At 67.6% G+C, this 18,193-nt stretch carries 18 protein-coding genes; 6 read left to right on the top strand and 12 right to left on the bottom strand.

Annotated features, from left to right (window positions below; genetic code table 11):
- Positions 1 to 102: 102 nt before the first annotated feature.
- Positions 103 to 1,332 (bottom strand): nucleoside recognition domain-containing protein, encoded by a 1,230-nt coding sequence (locus AC1RVW_RS29040; RefSeq protein WP_493204127.1) that lies wholly within the window; start codon positions 1,330 to 1,332, stop codon positions 103 to 105.
- A gap of 75 nt (positions 1,333 to 1,407) precedes the next feature.
- Here AC1RVW_RS29040 and AC1RVW_RS29035 point away from each other — a divergent pair, with 75 nt between their 5' ends.
- Both AC1RVW_RS29035 and AC1RVW_RS29030 read left to right on the top strand, forming a co-directional pair.
- Complete coding sequence (locus AC1RVW_RS29035; protein ID WP_285415003.1) at positions 1,408 to 2,991, top strand: phospholipase D family protein; 1,584 nt, start codon at positions 1,408 to 1,410, stop codon at positions 2,989 to 2,991.
- Between the two features lie 104 nt (positions 2,992 to 3,095).
- On the top strand, positions 3,096 to 4,256 hold the full coding sequence (locus AC1RVW_RS29030; protein WP_106936180.1) for an ABC transporter substrate-binding protein: 1,161 nt from the start codon (positions 3,096 to 3,098) through the stop codon (positions 4,254 to 4,256).
- Here the strand turns inward: AC1RVW_RS29030 and AC1RVW_RS29025 are convergent.
- From AC1RVW_RS29025 to AC1RVW_RS28990, 8 genes are all read right to left on the bottom strand, one after another.
- Positions 4,253 to 4,957, bottom strand: a complete 705-nt coding sequence (locus tag AC1RVW_RS29025; RefSeq protein WP_285415002.1) for an ABC transporter ATP-binding protein — start codon at positions 4,955 to 4,957, stop codon at positions 4,253 to 4,255. The two genes, AC1RVW_RS29030 and AC1RVW_RS29025, sit on opposite strands and share 4 nt — an antisense overlap.
- Positions 4,950 to 5,720: an ABC transporter ATP-binding protein gene (locus tag AC1RVW_RS29020; RefSeq protein ID WP_493204124.1), complete on the bottom strand. Its 771-nt coding sequence runs from the start codon at positions 5,718 to 5,720 to the stop codon at positions 4,950 to 4,952. The genes AC1RVW_RS29025 and AC1RVW_RS29020 overlap by 8 nt, the downstream gene beginning before the upstream one ends.
- Positions 5,717 to 6,679, bottom strand: coding sequence for a branched-chain amino acid ABC transporter permease (locus AC1RVW_RS29015; protein WP_081267382.1), 963 nt, complete (start codon positions 6,677 to 6,679; stop codon positions 5,717 to 5,719). Before AC1RVW_RS29015 ends, AC1RVW_RS29020 begins: the two co-directional genes overlap by 4 nt.
- The gene (locus tag AC1RVW_RS29010) at positions 6,676 to 7,536 is read right to left on the bottom strand and encodes a branched-chain amino acid ABC transporter permease (protein ID WP_285414999.1); all 861 of its coding nucleotides are present in this window, start codon (positions 7,534 to 7,536) and stop codon (positions 6,676 to 6,678) included. The genes AC1RVW_RS29015 and AC1RVW_RS29010 overlap by 4 nt, the downstream gene beginning before the upstream one ends.
- Before the next feature lie 45 nt (positions 7,537 to 7,581).
- The gene (locus AC1RVW_RS29005) at positions 7,582 to 8,781 is read right to left on the bottom strand and encodes an ABC transporter substrate-binding protein (RefSeq protein WP_493204121.1); all 1,200 of its coding nucleotides are present in this window, start codon (positions 8,779 to 8,781) and stop codon (positions 7,582 to 7,584) included.
- Between the two features lie 107 nt (positions 8,782 to 8,888).
- Positions 8,889 to 9,212 (bottom strand): 2Fe-2S iron-sulfur cluster-binding protein, encoded by a 324-nt coding sequence (locus AC1RVW_RS29000; protein ID WP_493204119.1) that lies wholly within the window; start codon positions 9,210 to 9,212, stop codon positions 8,889 to 8,891.
- 19 nt (positions 9,213 to 9,231) lie between these two features.
- Positions 9,232 to 10,686 carry a glutamine synthetase family protein gene (locus tag AC1RVW_RS28995; RefSeq protein ID WP_493204117.1) on the bottom strand — a complete coding sequence of 485 codons (1,455 nt, stop codon included), beginning with the start codon at positions 10,684 to 10,686 and terminating at the stop codon, positions 9,232 to 9,234.
- Positions 10,687 to 10,696: 10 nt separating this feature from the next.
- On the bottom strand, positions 10,697 to 12,031 hold the full coding sequence (locus AC1RVW_RS28990) for an aromatic ring-hydroxylating dioxygenase subunit alpha (RefSeq protein WP_493204115.1): 1,335 nt from the start codon (positions 12,029 to 12,031) through the stop codon (positions 10,697 to 10,699).
- A gap of 262 nt (positions 12,032 to 12,293) precedes the next feature.
- On the opposite strand from AC1RVW_RS28990, the gene AC1RVW_RS28985 reads away from it, so the two are divergent.
- Both AC1RVW_RS28985 and AC1RVW_RS28980 read left to right on the top strand, forming a co-directional pair.
- Positions 12,294 to 13,028, top strand: a complete 735-nt coding sequence (locus tag AC1RVW_RS28985; protein WP_493204113.1) for a GntR family transcriptional regulator — start codon at positions 12,294 to 12,296, stop codon at positions 13,026 to 13,028.
- 86 nt (positions 13,029 to 13,114) lie between these two features.
- Complete coding sequence (locus AC1RVW_RS28980; protein WP_081267389.1) at positions 13,115 to 13,732, top strand: TetR/AcrR family transcriptional regulator; 618 nt, start codon at positions 13,115 to 13,117, stop codon at positions 13,730 to 13,732.
- A gap of 25 nt (positions 13,733 to 13,757) precedes the next feature.
- Here AC1RVW_RS28980 and AC1RVW_RS28975 read toward each other — a convergent pair whose 3' ends face one another.
- Positions 13,758 to 15,254 carry an amidase gene (locus AC1RVW_RS28975; RefSeq protein WP_493204111.1) on the bottom strand — a complete coding sequence of 499 codons (1,497 nt, stop codon included), beginning with the start codon at positions 15,252 to 15,254 and terminating at the stop codon, positions 13,758 to 13,760.
- A 108-nt stretch (positions 15,255 to 15,362) separates the two neighbouring features.
- The gene (locus AC1RVW_RS28970; RefSeq protein ID WP_493204109.1) at positions 15,363 to 16,169 is read right to left on the bottom strand and encodes a metallophosphoesterase; all 807 of its coding nucleotides are present in this window, start codon (positions 16,167 to 16,169) and stop codon (positions 15,363 to 15,365) included.
- Positions 16,170 to 16,295: 126 nt separating this feature from the next.
- On the opposite strand from AC1RVW_RS28970, the gene AC1RVW_RS28965 reads away from it, so the two are divergent.
- Positions 16,296 to 16,469, top strand: coding sequence for a hypothetical protein (locus AC1RVW_RS28965; RefSeq protein ID WP_172839818.1), 174 nt, complete (start codon positions 16,296 to 16,298; stop codon positions 16,467 to 16,469).
- A 20-nt stretch (positions 16,470 to 16,489) separates the two neighbouring features.
- Here the strand turns inward: AC1RVW_RS28965 and AC1RVW_RS28960 are convergent, their stop codons facing one another.
- Complete coding sequence (locus AC1RVW_RS28960; RefSeq protein WP_081267392.1) at positions 16,490 to 17,470, bottom strand: LysR family transcriptional regulator; 981 nt, start codon at positions 17,468 to 17,470, stop codon at positions 16,490 to 16,492.
- A 118-nt stretch (positions 17,471 to 17,588) separates the two neighbouring features.
- Here AC1RVW_RS28960 and AC1RVW_RS28955 point away from each other — a divergent pair, with 118 nt between their 5' ends.
- Positions 17,589 to 18,131: a hypothetical protein gene (locus AC1RVW_RS28955; protein WP_106936172.1), complete on the top strand. Its 543-nt coding sequence runs from the start codon at positions 17,589 to 17,591 to the stop codon at positions 18,129 to 18,131.
- Positions 18,132 to 18,193 lie beyond the last annotated feature (62 nt).

Genomic DNA, 18,193 nt, shown 5'->3' with positions numbered 1-18,193 from the left:
TTGCGCAGCGAAATAAAGGAGGAGGGGCGAAGCCCCGGGGGACATTCGCGGAGCAAGGTACCCCGTCGGCGTGAGCGCACCCCGAAGAAACAACGCCAAGGCTTACCCAAAGAACCAATAGCAGACAGCGACAGCAGCAATCACCCCGGCCAGCTCGGCAAGCAGCGCACAAGACACCGCATGCCGCGTGCGCTGGATGCCGACAGCACCGAAGTACACCGCCAACACGTAGAAAGTGGTCTCGGTGCTGCCCTGGATGGTGGCGGCCACCAGCGCCGGGAAGCTGTCGACGCCCTGGCTCTTCATGGTTTCGATCAGCATCGCGCGCGCCGCGCTGCCCGAGAAAGGCTTGACCAGCGCCGTGGGCATGGCGTCGACGAAGCGCGCGTCGAAGCCGCCCGCCGTCACCAGCCAGCGCAGGCCGTTCAATGCGAAGTCGAGCGCGCCCGAGGCACGCAGCACGCCGATCGCGCACAGCATCGCGACCAGGTACGGCAGCAGGTTCTTCGCAATGTCGAAGCCTTCCTTCGCGCCTTCGATGAAGCACTCGTACACCTTGATGCGCCGGATGGCGCCGGCCAGCAGGAACGCGACGATCACGCCGAACAGCGTGAGGTTGCCCAGCAGCGACGACAGCGAAGCGATGGCCGCCGCCGACAGCGTGCCCAGCAGCGCCATGAAGCCGCCCAGCAGCAGCGCGCCGGGCAACAGGTAGGCCAGCACCACCGGGTCCCACAGCCGCAGGCGCTGCACCACCGCCACCGAGAGCAGCCCGACCAGCGTCGAGGCGCTGGTGGCCAGCAATATCGGCAGGAACACCAGCGTGGGGTCGCTCGCGCCCTGCTGCGTGCGGTACATGAAGATGGTCACGGGCAGCAGCGTGAGCGACGAGGCGTTCAGCACCAGGAACAGGATCTGCGCGTTGGTGGCCGTCACCGGGTCGGGGTTGAGCCGCTGCAGTTCGCGCATGGCCTTCAGGCCGATGGGCGTGGCGGCGTTGTCCAGCCCGAGCGCGTTGGCGGCGAAGTTCATGGTGATGAGGCCGAGCGCCGGGTGCCCGGCCGGCACGCCCGGCATCAGGCGCCGGAAGAGCGGCCCCAAAAGCCGCGCCAGCCAGCCCACCAGCCCCGCCGCCTCGGCGATGCGCAGGAAGCCCAGCCACAGCGTGAGCGTGCCGAAAAGCAGCACCATCACCTCGACCGCGAGCCGCGCCATCGCGAACAGGCTTTCGACCAGCGCCGCGAACACCGTCGGGTCGCCGCCGACGAGCCAGCGCCCCAGCGCGGCCAGCGCCGCCACCCCGAAGAAACCCAGCCACAAGCCGTTGAGCACGCTTCTTTTCCCTTTTGTGCGGGTCGATCATAGGGCGCTGAACACGCCAGGCCGCCGCGAGCTACAGTTCGGCCCATGCGTGCTGCCAACCTCCGCCGACTTGCCGCCCTGGCACTGGGCGCGGCCTCCCTCTGGCTTGCCGGCTGCGTGAGCCTGCCGCCGGGCAAGCCGATGCCTGTGGCCACCGCCTTCACGGCCGCGGACGTGGCGCAGACCGAACTGGCGCAGCTCGCGGCCCGGGGCACGCCGGGCGGATCCACGTCGCTGTCGGGCTTCCGGCTGCTGCCGGAGGCGGCCTTCGCGTTCGACGCGCGCATCTCGCTCGCGCGGCACGCCGAGAAGTCGCTCGACGTGCAGTACTACCTGATCCAGAAGGACGACGTCGGCCTGCTGTTCCTCAAGGAGCTGCGCGAGGCCGCCGCGCGCGGCGTGCGCGTGCGCCTGCTGGTGGACGACCTCTACACGGCGGGAGAGGACGAGGTGTTCAGCACGCTGTCGGCGTTCCCGAACATCGAGGTGCGGCTGTTCAACCCGCTGCCCTCGCGCGCCGATTCGCTGGCGACGCGGCTGCTGTTCTCGCTGACCGACTTCGGCCGCATCAACCACCGCATGCACAACAAGCTGCTGGTGGCCGACAACAGCTTCGCGGTGTCGGGCGGCCGCAACATCGCCAACGAGTACTTCATGCGCAGCACCGCCGCCAATTTCATCGACATGGACGTGCTGTCCAGCGGCCCGGTGGTGCGCCAGATGTCCGCCGGCTTCGACCGCTACTGGAACAGCGAGCACGTGCGCCCCATCGAGCAGATCGCGCCTCTGCGCATGCCGGTGGAAGAGGCGCAGAAGCGGTTCGACGCCATCGCGCGCACGGCGGTGCCCGACGTGGCCATGCACCAGCGCGACGTGCTCGACAAGTCGCCGGTGGGGCAGCAGCTCATTGCCGGCAACGTCGAGCGCTACTGGGCGCCGTCGACGCTGTTCGTAGACGACCCCGAGAAAATCACGCGCAAGCCCGACGCAGCCTACGAAGGCAGCGTGACCGAGGGCGCGCTGGGCGTCATCAATTCGGCCAAGCGCGAGGTGAAGATCGGCTCGCCGTATTTCATTCCGGGCGCGCGCGGCATGGCGATGATGAAGGCGGCCATCCAGCGCGGCGGGCGCATCACGGTGGTCACCAACTCGCTGGGCGCGACCGACGAGCCGCTGGCCTACGCGGGCTACGAGCGCTACCGCGCCGACATGCTCAAGATCGGCGTCACCATCTACGAGATCGCGCCCACGCTGACCGGGCGCTCGGGGCGCTTCGGCGATTTCGGCAAGTCGATCAGCCGGCTGCACGCCAAGCTCGCGGTGGTGGACGACGAACGCTTCTTCGTCGGCTCGATGAACCTCGACCACCGCTCGGCGGCGGTCAACACCGAGATGGGGCTGGTCATCGACAGTCCCGAGCTGGTGAAGGACTACGACAGGCTCATGGGCGGCGAGCGCGTCAACCTCGGCTACCGCCTGCGCCTCGGGCCGGACGGCCGCCGCGTGCAGTGGCTGGAATACGACGACGCCGGCGGCGACATCGTGCACGAGGACGAGCCCGGCGAGTTCCTCTGGCTGCGCTTCAAGAACTGGCTGCTGCTGCCCATCGTGGGCGAGGAATTGCTCTAGCGAAGCCGCCGTCGTGTCATTCCGGATTGAGGGAAGGTGCGTTACATTCCTTGAAAGAGTGTGAGTTTTTGTCACCAAAACATCCCCATCCGGAGACTTCGACCATGACCGTTCCCGTGCCGCGCGAGTCGATTGCGCCGCTTTCCACCAGCCGTCGGCGTGCGCTGACCGGACTGGCAGCAACCGCCGCCGCAGCAGGCCTGGGATTCCCGGCCCTGGCGCAGAACAAGGCGGTTCGCGTCGGGACCACCTTCGACAACAGCAGCGTCGAGAAGGCCAACGGCCAGGGGCTCTACCAGGGTTCGAGCGCCTTCTTCGCGGCGCTGAACAAGGCGGGCGGCATCAACGGCACCAAGGTCGAGCTCGTGATGGCCGACGACACCTTCAAGCCCGAAGTGGCCAAGGCCAATGCGCTGGCCTTCGAGAAAGACAGTTCCGTGCTCGCGCTGGTGCACCCGCTGGGCACGCGCCAGACCGCCGAGGTGATGGACGCGGTGCCCGGCATGGCCGTGGTGGGCCCCATCACCGGCACCATCGCGCTGCGCAAGAAGAACTCGCCCAACACCTTCTGGGTGCGTGCCAACTACGACCAGGAAGTCGACAAGCTCGTGAGCACCGCCGCCGTGCTGGGCCAGAGCCGCATCGGCCTCGTGCATTCGAACGATCCGCTGGGGCAGTCGGTGCTGGCGGCCTTCAAGGCCGCGCTGGCCAAGGCCAAGCTGGAGCCGGCGGTGATCGCGACCACGCCCAACACCACCAGCATGGAAGTAGGGCCCGCCGCCGAAGCCATCGCCAAGGCCAGGCCGCAGGTGGTGGTGGTCGGGCTGGCCGGTACCGCGCCGGTGTTCCTGAAGGCGCTGCGCGAGGCGGGCAACAGCAGCTCGGCCTACGGCCTGTCGATCACGGCCAGTGCGTTGTCGGCCATGGGCGACCTGGCCAAGGGCCTGGGCTTCGTGATCGTGGTGCCTTCGCCGTATTCGACCCGGTTCGAGATCGTGCGCCGCTACCAGGCCGACATGGTGGCCAGCGGCATCAAGGAGTTCTCGCTCACCAGCCTGGAGGGCTACATCAATGCCGCCGTGCTGGCCGAGGGCATGCGCCGCGCCGGTGGCTCGCTGACGCGCGCGTCGGTGATGTCGGGGCTGGCCAGCATCGAGAGCTTCGACCTGGGCGGGGTGAAGATCAACTACGGCCGCACCAACCGCGAAGGCGGCCAGTTCGTGGACGTGGCGGTGATCGGCAGCCGCGGCCAGATGCTGAGCTAGACCCCGACGCCCAGCAAACCCTCGAGCAGCTCCTGGTCCGACGCCAGTTCGCTGCTCGGCCCCGCGTGCACCACGGTGCCGCGCTCCAGCACGATGGCCTTGTGCGTCATCTCCAGCGCCAGCACCGGGTGCTGCTCGACCACGATCGAGGCCAGCCCTTCCGATTCGCACAGCCGGCGGATGGCGGCCGCCAGCTCTTCCACGATGATCGGCGCGAGGCCTTCCATCGGCTCGTCGAGCAGCAGCAGCCTGGGGTTGGTCATCAGCGCGCGGCCGATCGCGAGCATCTGCTGCTCGCCGCCCGAGAGCTGGTTGCCGTAGTTGCCGCGCCGCTCGCGCAGTCGCGGAAAGAAGTCGTAGACGCGCTTCAGGTTCCAGCCGCCGAGCCGCGAGATCACCGTGAGGTTTTCTTCCACGGTGAGCGACGGAAACACCTCGCGCTCCTGCGGCACCCAGCCCAGCCCGGCGCGCACGCGCTGGTGCGAGGGCCAGCGCGTGATGTCCGCGCCCTGCCAGCGGATCGCGCCCTGCATCACGCGGGTGTTGCCCATCAGCGTTTCGAGCAGCGTGGTCTTGCCCACGCCGTTGCGCCCGAGGATGGCGAGGCTCTCGCCCTGCTGCAGGGAAAAGTCGAGTCGGTCGAGCACGACCGCATTGCCGTAGCCGGCGGTGACGCGGTCGAAGGCGAGTGCTTCAGGCATGGTGGTGCGAACTTCCCAGGTAGACCTCGCGAACGCGCGGGTCGGCGCTGATTTCCGAGGGCGTTCCCTCGGTGAGGATGCGTCCGCCGACCAGCACCGAGATGCGGCGCGAGAAGCGGAAGACGAGCTTCATGTCGTGCTCGATGAACAGCACGCTGATGTCCTGCGGCAGCGCCGCGATGACCTCGAACAGCTCGCCGCTCTCGTCCTGCGGCACGCCGGCCGCGGGCTCGTCGAGCAGCAGGATGCGGGGCTTGGCGGCCAGCGCCAGCGCGATCTCGAGCAGGCGCTGCTTGCCGTAGGCGAGCTCGGACACCGGCACGTCGGCCAGGCTGTCGAGCCTGAATATGCCCAGCAGCGAGTGCGCCTCGTCGAACACCCTGGTGCAGCCCTTCAGCGGCCGCCACCAGGTGGCGCCCAGCCCCTCGCGCTCGCTGATCGCCAGCACCACCGACAGCAGCGGCGTGAGGCTGGGGAACAGCGTGTTGATCTGGAAAGTGCGCGACAGGCCCATGCGCGCGCGCTTGTCGGCGGACAGGCGGGTGAGGTCGTGGTCGCCCATGTGGATCGATCCGCTCGTGGGCTTGAACACGCCGGTGAGCAGGTTGATGAGCGTGGTCTTGCCCGCGCCGTTGGGGCCGATCAGCGCCTGGCGCGCGCCGGGTTCGAGCGAGAGGTTCACGTCGCTCACCGCCTGGAATTCGCCGAAGCGGATGCCCAGGCCCTGGGTGCGCAGGGTGTGCGTCCTGTTTGCCGGGCTCATCGCGCCTTCCCCGTGCGGACGAAGCGCGACAGCGCGCCCATGATGCCGCCGCGCCCCAGCATGACCGCCGCGATCAGGAAGATGCCGAGCCAGAACATCCAGTACTGCGGATTCATGTCCGCGAACCAGTCGTGCACCAGCATGTAGACGATGGCGCCGATCATGCCGCCGTAGAGCCGGCCGGTGCCGCCCAGCACCAGGATGATGAGCACCTCGGCCGAGCGGTTGAAGCCGATCGACTCGATGCCGACGAACTGCGTGGTCTGCGCCAGCAGCGCGCCCGCCACGCCGGCCACCGCGGCCGAGAAGGCGTAGGCCATGCGCAGACGCGCTTCCACCGGCGAGCCGATGGCCAGCATGCGCTTGCGGCTGTCGTGGATGCCGCGCAGCGCCAGCCCGAAAGGCGAGCGCAGCACCAGCCGCACCAGCAGGAACATCGCGAACACCACGCCGAAGGCGTAGCAGAAGGCGGTCTTGCCGTAGAGGTCGAAGTCGAACATGCCGAGCACCGGCGCGATGACCACGCCCTGCAGCCCGTCGGTGCCGCCGGTGATGCCCGAGAGCCGGTTGGCCACCTCGAACAGCAGCACGCACACGCCGATGGTGATCATCAGCCGCGTGAGGTCGGCGCCGCGCACCACCAGGTAGCTCAGGGCATAGCCCAGCAGGCCGCTGACGACCAGTGCGAACGCGAGGCCGGTGAAGGGCTCGCTCCAGCCGTATTTGGCGAGCAGCCCGGCCGCGTAGGCGCCAGCGCCGAAGAACGCGGCATGGCCGACGGTGAGGATCCCCGCGTAGCCCAGCGCCATGTCGAGCGACACCGCGAACAGGCCGAAGATCATGATCTGGCTCATCAGCGTGAGCTTGTCGGGCAGCAGGAAGAAGCTCGACGCGAGCGCGATCCAGAAGACGGCTTCCGCGGCACGCAACTGCGCGGGAGAGACGGTCAGGGCTTTCATGCGAGCCCCTTCTTGGCGACGATGCCGTTCGGGCGCACCAGCAGCATGACGATCATGAAGACGTAGATGAGAAAGGCGCCGGCTTCGGGCAGGTAGTACTTGCCCGCCACGTCGACGATGCCGACCAGCAGCGCCGCGATGAATGGCCCGGTGACGGTGCCGGCGCCGCCCACGCACACAACCATCAGGAAGTACACGAGGTACTTGAGCGGGAACGAAGGCTCCAGCCCCAGCATGCCCAGGCTCAGCGCGCCGCCCAGGCCGGCGAGGCCGCAGCCCAGCGAGAAGGTCAGGAAGAACAGGCGCTGCACGTGGATGCCGGTGCCGCCGGCCACGCGCTGGTTGTCCACCGCCGCGCGCACCATCGCGCCGTAGCGGGTCCTGCCCAGGCCCAGCAGCAGGGCGACGAGCACCGCCGCGCCGCAGGCGATCAGGAACAGCCGGTAGCGGCCCACCTCCAGGCCCAGCAGCGACACCTGGCCGTCGAGCGCCGCGGGCAGCGTGAAGGGCTGCATCGTCGGGCCGAAGAAATAGGTGAACGCGGCGATCGACACGAACACCACGCCGATGGAAAGCAGCACCTGGTCGAGCGGATGTGCGCGGTACAGCCGGCGGTAGAACACGAACTCCAGCACCGCGCCCACCAGCGCCGCCGCCACGAAGGCCGCCGCCAGCGAGAGGCCGAAGCCGAGCCCGAAATGGTTCATCAGCACGGCGGCCACGTAGCCGCCGACCATCGCGAAGCTGCCGTGCGCGAGGTTGACGAAATTCATGAGCCCCATCGTGATGGACAGGCCCACGCCGATGAGGAACAGGAGCATGCCGTAGGCCACTCCGTCGAAGATCACGATGCCCATGAATTTCCCGCTCGCTGGCTGAATGCTGGCTTCTGTTCTTTGCGTTTACTTGGCCGCGGCTTCCTTCGCCGGGTCCTTCACGCGGTCGAACTTGTCGAACTCGACGTTCACCAGCTGGCCGTTCACGCGCTCGGTCTTGCGGATGTAGACGGTCTGCACGATGTCGCGCGTGGCCGGGTCGATCTCGATCGGGCCGCGCGGGCTCTCGAAGCTCAGGCCCTTCAGCGCCTCCATGAACTTGTCGCCGCCGGTGTCGCCCTTGGTCTTGGCCAGCGCGAGGTCGATGGCGGCCATGGCGTCGTAGGCGGTCACGGCGAAGTAGCTGGGGCGCAGCTTGGCGCCGTTGTCGGCGGCGAAGTCGCGCACGAACTTCTGGTTCTTGGGCGAGGGGTGCGCGAACGAGTAGTGGTGGCTGGTGACCAGGCCCAGCGCCACGTCGCCGGTGGCGTCGAGGTAGCTGTCGTCGGTGGCTTCGCCGGTGGCGTAGAGCTTGATGCCGGCCTGCTCCATGCCGCGTTCCTTCCAGACCTTCAGGAAGGCCGGCGGCATCACGCCCGAGGGAAAGAAGAAGAACACGGCATGGGGCTTGGCGTCCTTGATGCGCTGCACGTAGGCCGAGAAGTCGGGGTTGTTCATCGGCGTGCGCACTTCGCCCGACACCTTGCCGCCGCCGGCGGTGAAGGTCTTCTTGAACGCGGTCTCGGCGTCGACGCCCGATGCGTAGTCGGCGACCACGGTGTAGGCGTCCTTGATGCCTTCCTTGAGCATGTAGCGCGCCATCGGGTCGGTGACCTGCTGCACGGTGAACGACAGGCGCGCCACGTAGGGCGAGCTGGTGGTGATGGCCGAGGAGGCGGCGTTCATCACGATGGTCGGGATCTTGGCCTGCGTGGCGATGGCGCCCACGGCGTAGGCGTTGGGGCTGAAGTCCAGGCCGGTGAGCACGCTCACCTTGTCGCGCACGATCAGTTCCTGCGCGATGCGCTTGGCGGCGTCGGGCGCGGGGCCGGCGGTGTCCTTCTTGATGATCTCGACCGAGCGGCCGCCCACCTTGCCGCCGTGCTCCTTCAGGTAGAGCGCGATGCCGGCATCGAACTGGCGGCCGTAGTCGGCATAGGGGCCGGAGTAGGTCGCGATCAGGCCGATGCGCAGGGGCTCGTCGGCCGCCTGCGCGGCGGTCGTGCCCAGCACGCCGAAGCTCGCCAGCAGCAGGGTCGAGAGGATGGTTCTCTTGGTCATCGTCATTGCCGTCATTTGAAAACGCCTTTCAGGTGGAATGGATGCGCCCCCCTCGGGGCGCCGCTGTCGTGTAACCGGATGTGCAAAGCGGGCGATGATGCCCGAGCTGCCTGTCAGACCTGCGTATCGGGCACGCGCACCGTGAGGCCATCGAAGGCCGCGGTGATGCTGAGCTGGCAGCTCAGGCGCGAGCCGGGCCTGCGCTCGGACGCAACGGCGTCGAGCAGCGCGCTTTCCATGTCGTCGGGCGGCGGCAGCAGGTCGATGAAGGCGTCGTCCACGTAGACGTGGCAGGTGGCGCAGGAGCAGCAGCCGCCGCACTCGGCGTCAATGCCGCGCACGTTGGCGCGAATGGCGGTTTCCATCACGCTGGCGCCGACCTTGGCGTCGACGTCGCGCGTGGTGCCGTCCTTGAGGATGTAGTGGATCGTGGGCATTGTTGTTCTTGGGGCTCGTTCAGAACATGTCGAAGTACTCGCGGTGTTCCCACTCCGAGACTTCGAGGTTGAAGCGGGCGATTTCCGCTTCCTTGATGTGGCAGAGGTAGTCGACGAAGGTCTTGCCCATCTGCGCGTTGAGCATCTCGTCGCGGCGCAGGCAGGCGAGGGCGTCGCCGAGCGAACGCGGCAGTTGTTCCGCCGGCGTTTCGTACGGCGCATCGGCCGAGGGCCCGGGGTCGGTCTTGTGGCGGATGCCGTCCAGTCCCGAGAACAGCTGCGACGCGAGGTAGAGGTACGGATTGGCCGTCGGCTCGCCCACGCGGTTCTCGATGCGCGAGGCACTCTGCCCCATGCCGCCGAGCACACGCAGCATCGCGCCGCGGTTGTCTCTTGCCCAGATCGCGCGGTCGGGCGCGAGCGAGAAGGGGCGGTAGCGCCGGTAGCCGTTGATGGTGGGGCTCGCGAGTGCGGCCGCGCCGCAGGCGTGCGCCTTGAGTCCGCCGAGGTAGTGCATGCCGATCTCGCTGAGCGTCTGGCCCTCGGACTCGGGCATGAACGCATTCACGCCGTCGCTCTTGCGGCGCAGCGACTGGTGCAGGTGCCAGCCGCTGGACATCACGTTCGGGATCTTCGGGCGGCACATGAAGGTGGCATGCAGGCCGTTGCGCTGGCAGATCTGCTTGATGGCGCTGCGCAGCAGCACCATGGTGTCGGCGGGCATCACGCCGCCGGTGGGCCCGAAGGTCAGCTCGAACTGGCTCGGGCCGAACTCGATTTCCAGCGAGCGCAGCGGCAGGCCGAGCGCCAGCAGTTGCGAGCGCAGCAGCTCCATCAGCGTGTCCACGCGGTCGTAGCGCAGCTCGGTCAGGTACTGGTGGCCGTGCGACAGCAGCGACACGCGCGGCGGCTCGCCGGGCTGGCCCGAGTCGGCCAGGCCCATGCGCGCGTCGTCGAGCCTGAAGACGTGGAACTCCACCTCGAGGCCGGCGATGAAGTCCAGCCCCAGCTCGTCGAGCTGGCGCACCGCGCGCTGCAGGATCTGCCGCGTGGCGAAGGGGCAGGGCTTGCCGTCGGCCATGTAGGCGTCGCACATCACCCAGCCGGTGCGCGGCGACCACGGCAGCACCTTGAAGGTGGCGGGGTCGGCCACGATGGTGAAGTCGGCGCCGCCCTGCAGGCCCTCGATGGCGAAGCCGCCGCCCTGGGTGAACACCGGGAACACGGTCTTGTGCGAGGTGTCCTTGGCCAGAAGGGTGGAGGTGAGGTTCACGCCTTCCCAGAGGGCAGAGCGCGCCTCGCTGGCGACCAGCGTCTTGCCGCGCAGGATGCCGTGCTGGTCGGGCCAGGCGAAGCGCACGAGATCGACCTCGCCGCTGTCGATGCGGCGCACCAGTTCCCTGGCCTGCGCGTGCTGGTCGTCGGACCAGAGACCGAAGCGGTCAACGAATTTGTTGCTGCTGATGCTGCTCATGGCGCGGGCTTCAGGCGGCGAGCCGTGCCGAGGCCCAGTCGGACTTCATCCGGCGTGCCCGGTCGGCCTCCTGCCAGTAGACCTCGGTGGCGGCTTCGTCGCTGACGTTGCGGCCGATGCCGTCGATGGAGGGCGGGCCGGTCATCGCGCTGGCCTGTGCGGCGTCGATGAGCATCGGCGCGCTTTCGCCGGCCAGCGTGGCCTCGATGGCCTTCACCAGCAGGCGGCGGTAGGCGACGATGCCCTTGTCGGTGCTGCCCAGGTGCTCGCGCGTGCGGTCCTGGATGGCGCCCTGCGACTCCACCGCCCACTGGTCGTGCACGTTGATGTCGTCGCCCATGCCGGTGTAGGTCTCGGTCAGCTGCTCTTCGATGCTGTAGCCGTAGTTGTTGCGCTTGTTCTTGCGCGAGGTGTAGTCGGGCAGCTCGTAGAGCTTCAGGCGCTGGTCGCGCATCTGCTGCTTGTCGACCGGTCCGGTGAAGCTGGTGAAGACGGCATACCAGTAGCAGTGCGTGTCGTCCACGGGCACGTGCCATTGCGAGATGGTCATCTCGGCGCTCATCGGAATCACGAAGGCCTGCGGGAACACCACGTTGGTCACGCGGACGTGGGTGGTGTCTTCGCTCAGCTTGCGCAGCGCCTTCAGGCGGAAGCCGTAGTCGGTCGGCTCGACGCTGATGTCGGGGCGGTCGTACTCGCGCAGCACCTTGGTGATGGGCATGTCGGAGTCGGCCGAGGCCCCGCGGAACTGCTTGCCGTAGCTGCCGGAGGTGTCCTCGTCCTCGAAGAAGCGGTGCAGGTACGAGGCGTGCGCGGGGTCGATGCCCACTTCGAGCGCCTGCAGCCAGTTGCACTCGAACAGGCCCTTGAACGCGAAGGTGTGGCTGTCGGGCGCGACGAAGCAGTCGAAGTCGGGAAACGCGGGGGGCTCGCCCTCGCCGATGTACGCGAAGATCGTTCCGGCCTTCTCGACCACCGGATAGGCCGACTGCTTGATGCGGCTGCACAGCTTGCTGGTGGCGGGCTCGGCCGGGGTTTCGAGGCAGTTGCCCTTGGCGTCGAACAGCCAGCCGTGGAAAGCGCAGCGCAGGCCGCCGTTCTCGAGCCGGCCGAAGGCGAGGTCGGCGCCGCGGTGCGGGCAGTCGCGGTCGAGCATGCCGAGCTGGCCACTTTCGTCACGGAACAGGACGAAGTCCTGCCCCATGAGCTTCACCGGCTTCACCGGTCGCGGGCCGGCGAGCTCGTCGGCCAGTGCCACCGGCTGCCAGTAGCGGCGCAGCAGCTTGCCGGCGGGAGCGTCGGGTCCGACGCGGGTGATGAAATCGTTCTGCTCGGCGCTGATCATCGTGCGGGCTCCATCTTTGGGGGCTGTGGAAGGGATCTGCAGGCATTGCATGCAACTGTATGCATTGTCTTGGTGATCCCGGATTCCGGTCAAACTTCCATCTGCGGTTTCGCCCCGAAATGGGGCATGAAACGCCAAAAATCAGGGTAAACGCTGAGCGTAACGTCGGTTTTTGACACTTGTTTACATGAAGTGCATGCAACAACCGAGCCAGCGCAAATATGCTGCGTGCAGTGTCGGGCGCGTCTCCTAGAATTCGCCGATGGACTCCCAACAATCCCGCGTCCTCGTGCAGTTGCGCGACATGATCCTCAAGGGCGAATTCGTGCCCGGAGAGCGGCTGGCCGAGATCCCGCTGGCCGAGAAGCTCGAGGCATCGCGCACGCCGGTGCGGCTGGCGCTGGCCAGCCTGGAGCACGAAGGGCTGATCGAGCAGTCGCCTTCCGGCGGCTACCAGATGCGCCGCTTCACATCGCAGGAAGTGGCCGACGCCATCCGCGTGCGCGGCGTGATCGAAGGCTTTGCCGCCCGCCTGCTGGCCGAGGACGGCGCGCCGCGCCAGCTGCTGCGCGACCTCAAGGATTGCCTGGACGCCGGCGACCGCGCGGTCAACAAGCCCAGCATGGACCTGGACGACTACGCGGCCTACGTCGAAATGAACGACCGCTTCCACAAGCTGATCCTCGAAGGCTGCGGCAACCTCGCGCTCAAGCGGGTGATGGACATGCTCGGCGGCCAGCCTTTCGCCGCGCCCAGCGCGATGCTGCCCATGCAGTCGTCGATGGAAGAGGGCCAGCAGTGGATGCGCCAGGCGCACCGCACGCACCACGCGATGGTGCAGGCCATCGAGCGCGGACAGGGCTCGCGCGCCCAGGCGCTGGGCGAGGAGCACGTCGAAATTGCGCGCATGAATCTCGACTACGCGCTGGAACGGCCCGAGCTGGCGGCCGAGCTGATGCCGGGGATCCGGCTTGTCTCCAAGGGGCGCAACGCTTGAGCGTACTGTCCAGTCTGTAAAAGACTGGCTGGTATTTCGGCGGGCATGTCGTCTGATTGGCGACGCACAAGACTAGAATTTCCGGCATGAATGCCGTTTCCCCCGCCAAGACCTCGTTCAAGGAACAGATGCTCCAGGCCCGCGAGGAGGCCATCGTGCAGACCGCGAACCGGTTGCTGGCCGAAAAGGGGTTCGAATCGATGACGGTCGACGAGGTGGCTGCCGCGGTCGGCATCGCCAAGGCCAGTCTCTACAAGCACTTTCCCAGCAAGGAAGACCTTGCCGCCGCGGCCATGGTGCGCATCATGCAGCGCACCATGGAGTTCCTTGCCTCGGTACCGCCGGAGGACAAGCCGATCGCCAAGCTGCGCGCCGTGGTGCGTTGGTCGATGCAGGTGCAGCTGGCCGGCGAGATGCCGTCGCTGCCGCACCAGAACTCGACCCTGCGCGCCGCGCTGATGAACAACCGCGCCTACCTCGACCGCCTGGTGACCATCAGCGACCAGCTCGGCGGCTGGATCCAGGCCGCGCAGGCCGACGGTTCGCTGAACCCGAAGCTGCCGGCCCTCGCCGTGCTCTACACGCTGTTCGCGCGGGCCTGCGATCCGGTGCTGGGCTTCCTCAAGGCCGGCGGGCTGCAGACCGACGAGCAGATCGTCGAACTGGTGCTCGCCACCTGCTTCGAGGGCCTGGCCTCGCGCTGAAGGCTCGGCTCGGCTGCTCAGCTGCTCAGCTGCTGAGCACTCGGCGCGGCGTCACCGCGGCCTCGACGGCCCAGCCGACCGCCAGCAAGCGGTGGTCCGTGTTGCCGATGCCGGCGATCATCAGCCCGACCGGCGCGCTGCCCGCCTCGTGGCAAGGCACGGAAAGCGCGCAGCCGTCGAACAGGTTCACCACCGACGGGTTGCGCAGCATGCGGCCGTTGATGCGGTAGTAGGTGTCGTCGTCCTTCAGCACCTCGGCAATGGTCGGCGCGGTGTCGGGCGTGGTCGGCATCAGCATCGCGTCGTAGCCGGCGGCCGCGGTGTTGATCGAGCGGATGAACTGGCGCCGCAGCGCCTGCAGCTGCAGATAGTCGGGCGCGGTGATGGTCTCGCCGGTCCTGATGCGGGCCAGCACGCGCGGGTCGTACTTGGCGGCGCCGGTCTTGATGAATTCGCGGTGCCAGGTGAAGGCCTCGGCGGCGGTGATCATGCCGCGCGGGTTGATGGTGGGCGCCTTCGCGAACTCGGCCATCGGCAGTTCGGTGACCGTGGCCCCGGCGGCGGAAAGCTTCGACAGCGCCGCCGCGAATGCAGCGGCCACGGCCGGCGACAGCTCATCCTGGAAGAAGGTTTTGGGCACCGCGAAGCGCAGGCCGCGCAGCGGCGGCACGCGGATCGGGCGAGGCAGTTCGCCAGCCATCACGGCGTCGAGCAGGGCGCAGTCTTCCACCGTCCAGGCGATCGGCCCGGCGGAATCGAAGGAGGTCGACAGCGGCAGCACGCCGTCGAGCGGAATGCGCCGCTGCGTCGGCTTGAAGCCCACGAGCCCGTTGAGCGCCGAGGGAATGCGCAGCGAGCCGCCGGTGTCGGTGCCGATGGCCCCGGCCGCCATGCCGTCGGCCACCGAGATGGCGCCACCCGATGTCGATCCGCCCGGGATGCGGCCGACGGCACGGTCGTAGACATTCTTCGGCGTGCCGTAGTGCGGGTTGATGCCCAGGCCCGTGTAGGCGAACTCGACCGTGTTGGTGCGTCCGATGATGATCGCGCCGGCACGCCGCAGCCGCTCGACCACGATGGCGTCGCGCGCTGCCGGCGGCTGGCCGGCCAGCACGGTCGAGCCGCCGAGCGTGGTGACGCCGGCTTCGTCGAACAGGTCCTTGAGCGATATGGGGATGCCTGAGATGTGAGAGGCGGCGGGGCGGCCAGCCTTGCGGTCGGCGTCGAGCCGGGCTGCGGCGGCACGGGCCGAATCGGCGTGTACGCGGATGAAGGCGCGCGCGCCTTCGCCGGCGGGGTTCTGGATGGCCGCGAGCGCCTCTTCCACCAGTTGACTGCTGCTGATCGAACCGGCTGCGAGGCGGCGCGACAGCTCGGCCATCGACGACTGGCCCATCGCCTTGCCGCCCGTCTCGGGCGCCTGGGCCGATGCCTTGGGCCAGAAGGAGAGCATGCCGGTGGCGGCTGCGAGGCCGGCCGACTGCTGAAGGAAAGTCCGACGTTGTTGTTGCTGTTGCGTCATGGCGCTCTCCTCCGGGTGGATGGGTGGGCCTCTGGCAGTCTACACAGCGGGTGCGGCCAGTGCGTTGCCGGCCGTTACAGCGCGCGCGGGCTGCCGCGCGCCTTTTCATCAGTGGATGTCGATCAGCAGGTGGGGCTTGAAGCCTTCCTGCTCGCCGTTGCGCGCGTAGCCCAGCGGATTGGCCACGACGCGGCAGCCGTTCTTCATGTAATCGGACGGGCAGTGCAGGTGGCCGTGCAGCCACAGCCTGGTGTGGGGGAGCAGTTCGTCGAGCGCATTGCAGAAACCGGGGGTGCCGGGAGTCAGCCCGTAGCGCGGATCGCCGCTGTCGAGGCTGGGTGCGAAATGCGTGATGGCGACCGTGGTGCCGTCGAAAGGCTCGGCCAGTGCCTGTTCGAGCCAGGCCTGGCATGCGAGCGCCTGCTCCCGCAGCTGGCCGGCGAGGAACAACTGGCCGTTACGCATGGTGGCTGCTTTTTCAAGGTAGAAATCGGCCGCGCGCATTGCCTTGCCCCGTTTCTTGAGTGCTTCGGCGAGGCTGTCGGCAGGGGTGGCCAGTGCGTCGAAGTCGGCCCAGAGCGTGGTGCCGACGAAGCGGATGCCGTCGATGACGCGGGTTTCGCGCTCGAGCCAGAGGATGTCGAGCTCTTCGCACAGGGTGCGCAGGCGTTCGTGGGTTTCGTCGAAGTCGGCGTTGTCGTACTCGTGGTTGCCTGGCACGTAGATGACGGGCGTCGGCCAGCCGTTGCGGGGAGAGAATCGGCCCAGGCCGAAGTCGGTGTCGGTCAGGCGGGAGCCTTGCTGGTAGGAGCCGATGTCGCCCGCCAGGATCAGCATGTCGGCGCCCGGAACGGGCGCGGCATGGAAGCGGGGATGGGATTCCAGGTGAAGGTCGGACAACAGTTGCAACTTCATCGTCGAACCAGTCTAGGGGAATTGACCCATGCATGAAGTGCATAAGGTCTGGGTTGAAAACCTAGGGATAACCCTTATTCTTGGTACATCAACCACTCAGAGCACGGCCACAAGCCGCGCAACACCATGTTCAGCCTCATCGCCCAAGTGGCACGTTTCTTTCGCTCCTCGACCGTCAACGCCCCGGCCAGCCACGCCGCAGCACTGATGGAAAGCGCCGACATTCGCGCCGGTCGCGGAGCCCACCACGCGCAGGAACTGCGCGCCGCCGCCTCGGCCTGGCTCAGCGTCGTCCGCTGAGCGGTCGACGGGCTGGCAGGTCAGTCGGGCACCCTTTGCCCGAGGACCGATCCGGCGAAAGCCGCTGCTGCCGAGCGCAACAGCGCCGTGCGCAGCCACTCGTGCGAATGCCCGTGCTGGGCGCGCCGGTGCCAGATGGCATCCACGTGCACCGGCGGCTGGTCGAAGGGTAGGTCGCGCAGTACCAGTTGGTCGTCGATGCCGGTGACAGTCACGAAGTGACGCGGCAGCACGGTCAGCAAGTCTGAATTGGCCACCACTCGGCCTGCGGTGAAGAACTGGTTCACCGTCACCACGATGCGCCGCTCGCGCCCCATGGCGCCCAGCGTCTGGTCGATGAAGCCGTAAGGCCGCCCAGAAAAACTCACCAGAAGGTGCCGCGCCGCGCAATAGTCGTCGAGTGTGAGGGGCGCATCCGCCAGCGGATGGCCCCGGCGCATCACGCATACATATTGGCCCAGGTAGAGCCGCTGGGTCTCGAACGCAACCCCGACGCCTGATTGGCCACGCGCCGCGAGGCTGGCGATCACGGCCGGAAAGTAGCCGACGGCCATGTCGACTTCTTCGAGCTCGAGCATGCGGCGCGGGTCGCGCGTGGTCAGCGGCAGCACGCGCAGCGAGATGGCGGGCGCTTCTTTCTCGGCGATCTGCACGAGGCCCGGGATGAGCTCGGCCGCTGTTGCGTCGGCCATGGCAAGCAGGAAGGTTGTGTCGGCCGTGGCGGCATCGAACTCGCCGGGCGCCAGCGTGTGCTGAAGCTGGCGCAGCGCGTCGCGCACCGTCGGCCAGAGGGCCAGGGCCCGTGGCGTGGGCTCGACGCCGGCGCCGGAGCGGCGCACCAGTTCGTCCCCCAGCACATCGCGCAGGCGCCGCAACGCGTTGCTCACCGCGGGCTGGGTGATCGACAGATTGCGGGCAGCGCGCGTGAGGTTGCGCTCTGCCATCACCTCGTCGAAGACGCGAAGCAGGTTGAGGTCGAGCGTGCGAAAGTTGACGTCCATCAGTCTTGTGAATGATAAACATCAGAAAGATAAAGTGGAATCGTACTAGGGTAAGCCCTAATATTGGCGCATAGGCCTTGTTCGCCACCACTGATTACCAACGTCCCAGGAGGACATCATGACCAGCTTTGTTCACGTTGACCAACCCACCGTCCACCCCGGCGTGCGTCGCGCCGAAGTTCTTTTCGGCCAGATCCAGGCCGCACGCGCCGGTGCCAACGGCGCCCGTCCGCTCATCGCGCTGCTGATCGTCGCTGTCGCCGCAGCAGTGCTGGTGGTGACCGATGCGCTTGTTTCCAACTGGAGCGAAGGCGGGCTGCTCGCAGTCTGGGCTGTGCTCTGCGTTGCTGCAATCGCATTGTTCGCCCTGTTTGCCGGTTCGGTCGGCAAGAGCGGCGTCGCCGGTCTCTGGCGCGCAGCCTCGCAACGCCGTGCCGCAGCTCGTGCGGATGCTCGCTTCCTGGAAACTGCCAAGAACGACCCGCGCGTGATGCAGGAACTGCAAGCCGCTGTGTGGCGCCAGCAATCCGAAGGCACTGTGCCTGCCGCTGAAGCCGCCAAGATCGACGCGCTGGCCCGTATGAGCCAGCGCTCGCAGGAAGTGCGCATGCCCACGCTGTATGAAGCGATGCGCCGTACGAACAACTCGCGTTACTACTAAGCTCGCGTAGCTTCGATCTGAGAAAGCCGCCTCCGGGCGGCTTTCTCATTTCTATATATATG

Source organism: Variovorax sp. MPBD4-3 (assembly GCF_058809745.1).
Note: the sequence above shows the minus strand (reverse complement) of the source record. Positions and strands in the feature narration are given on the sequence as shown.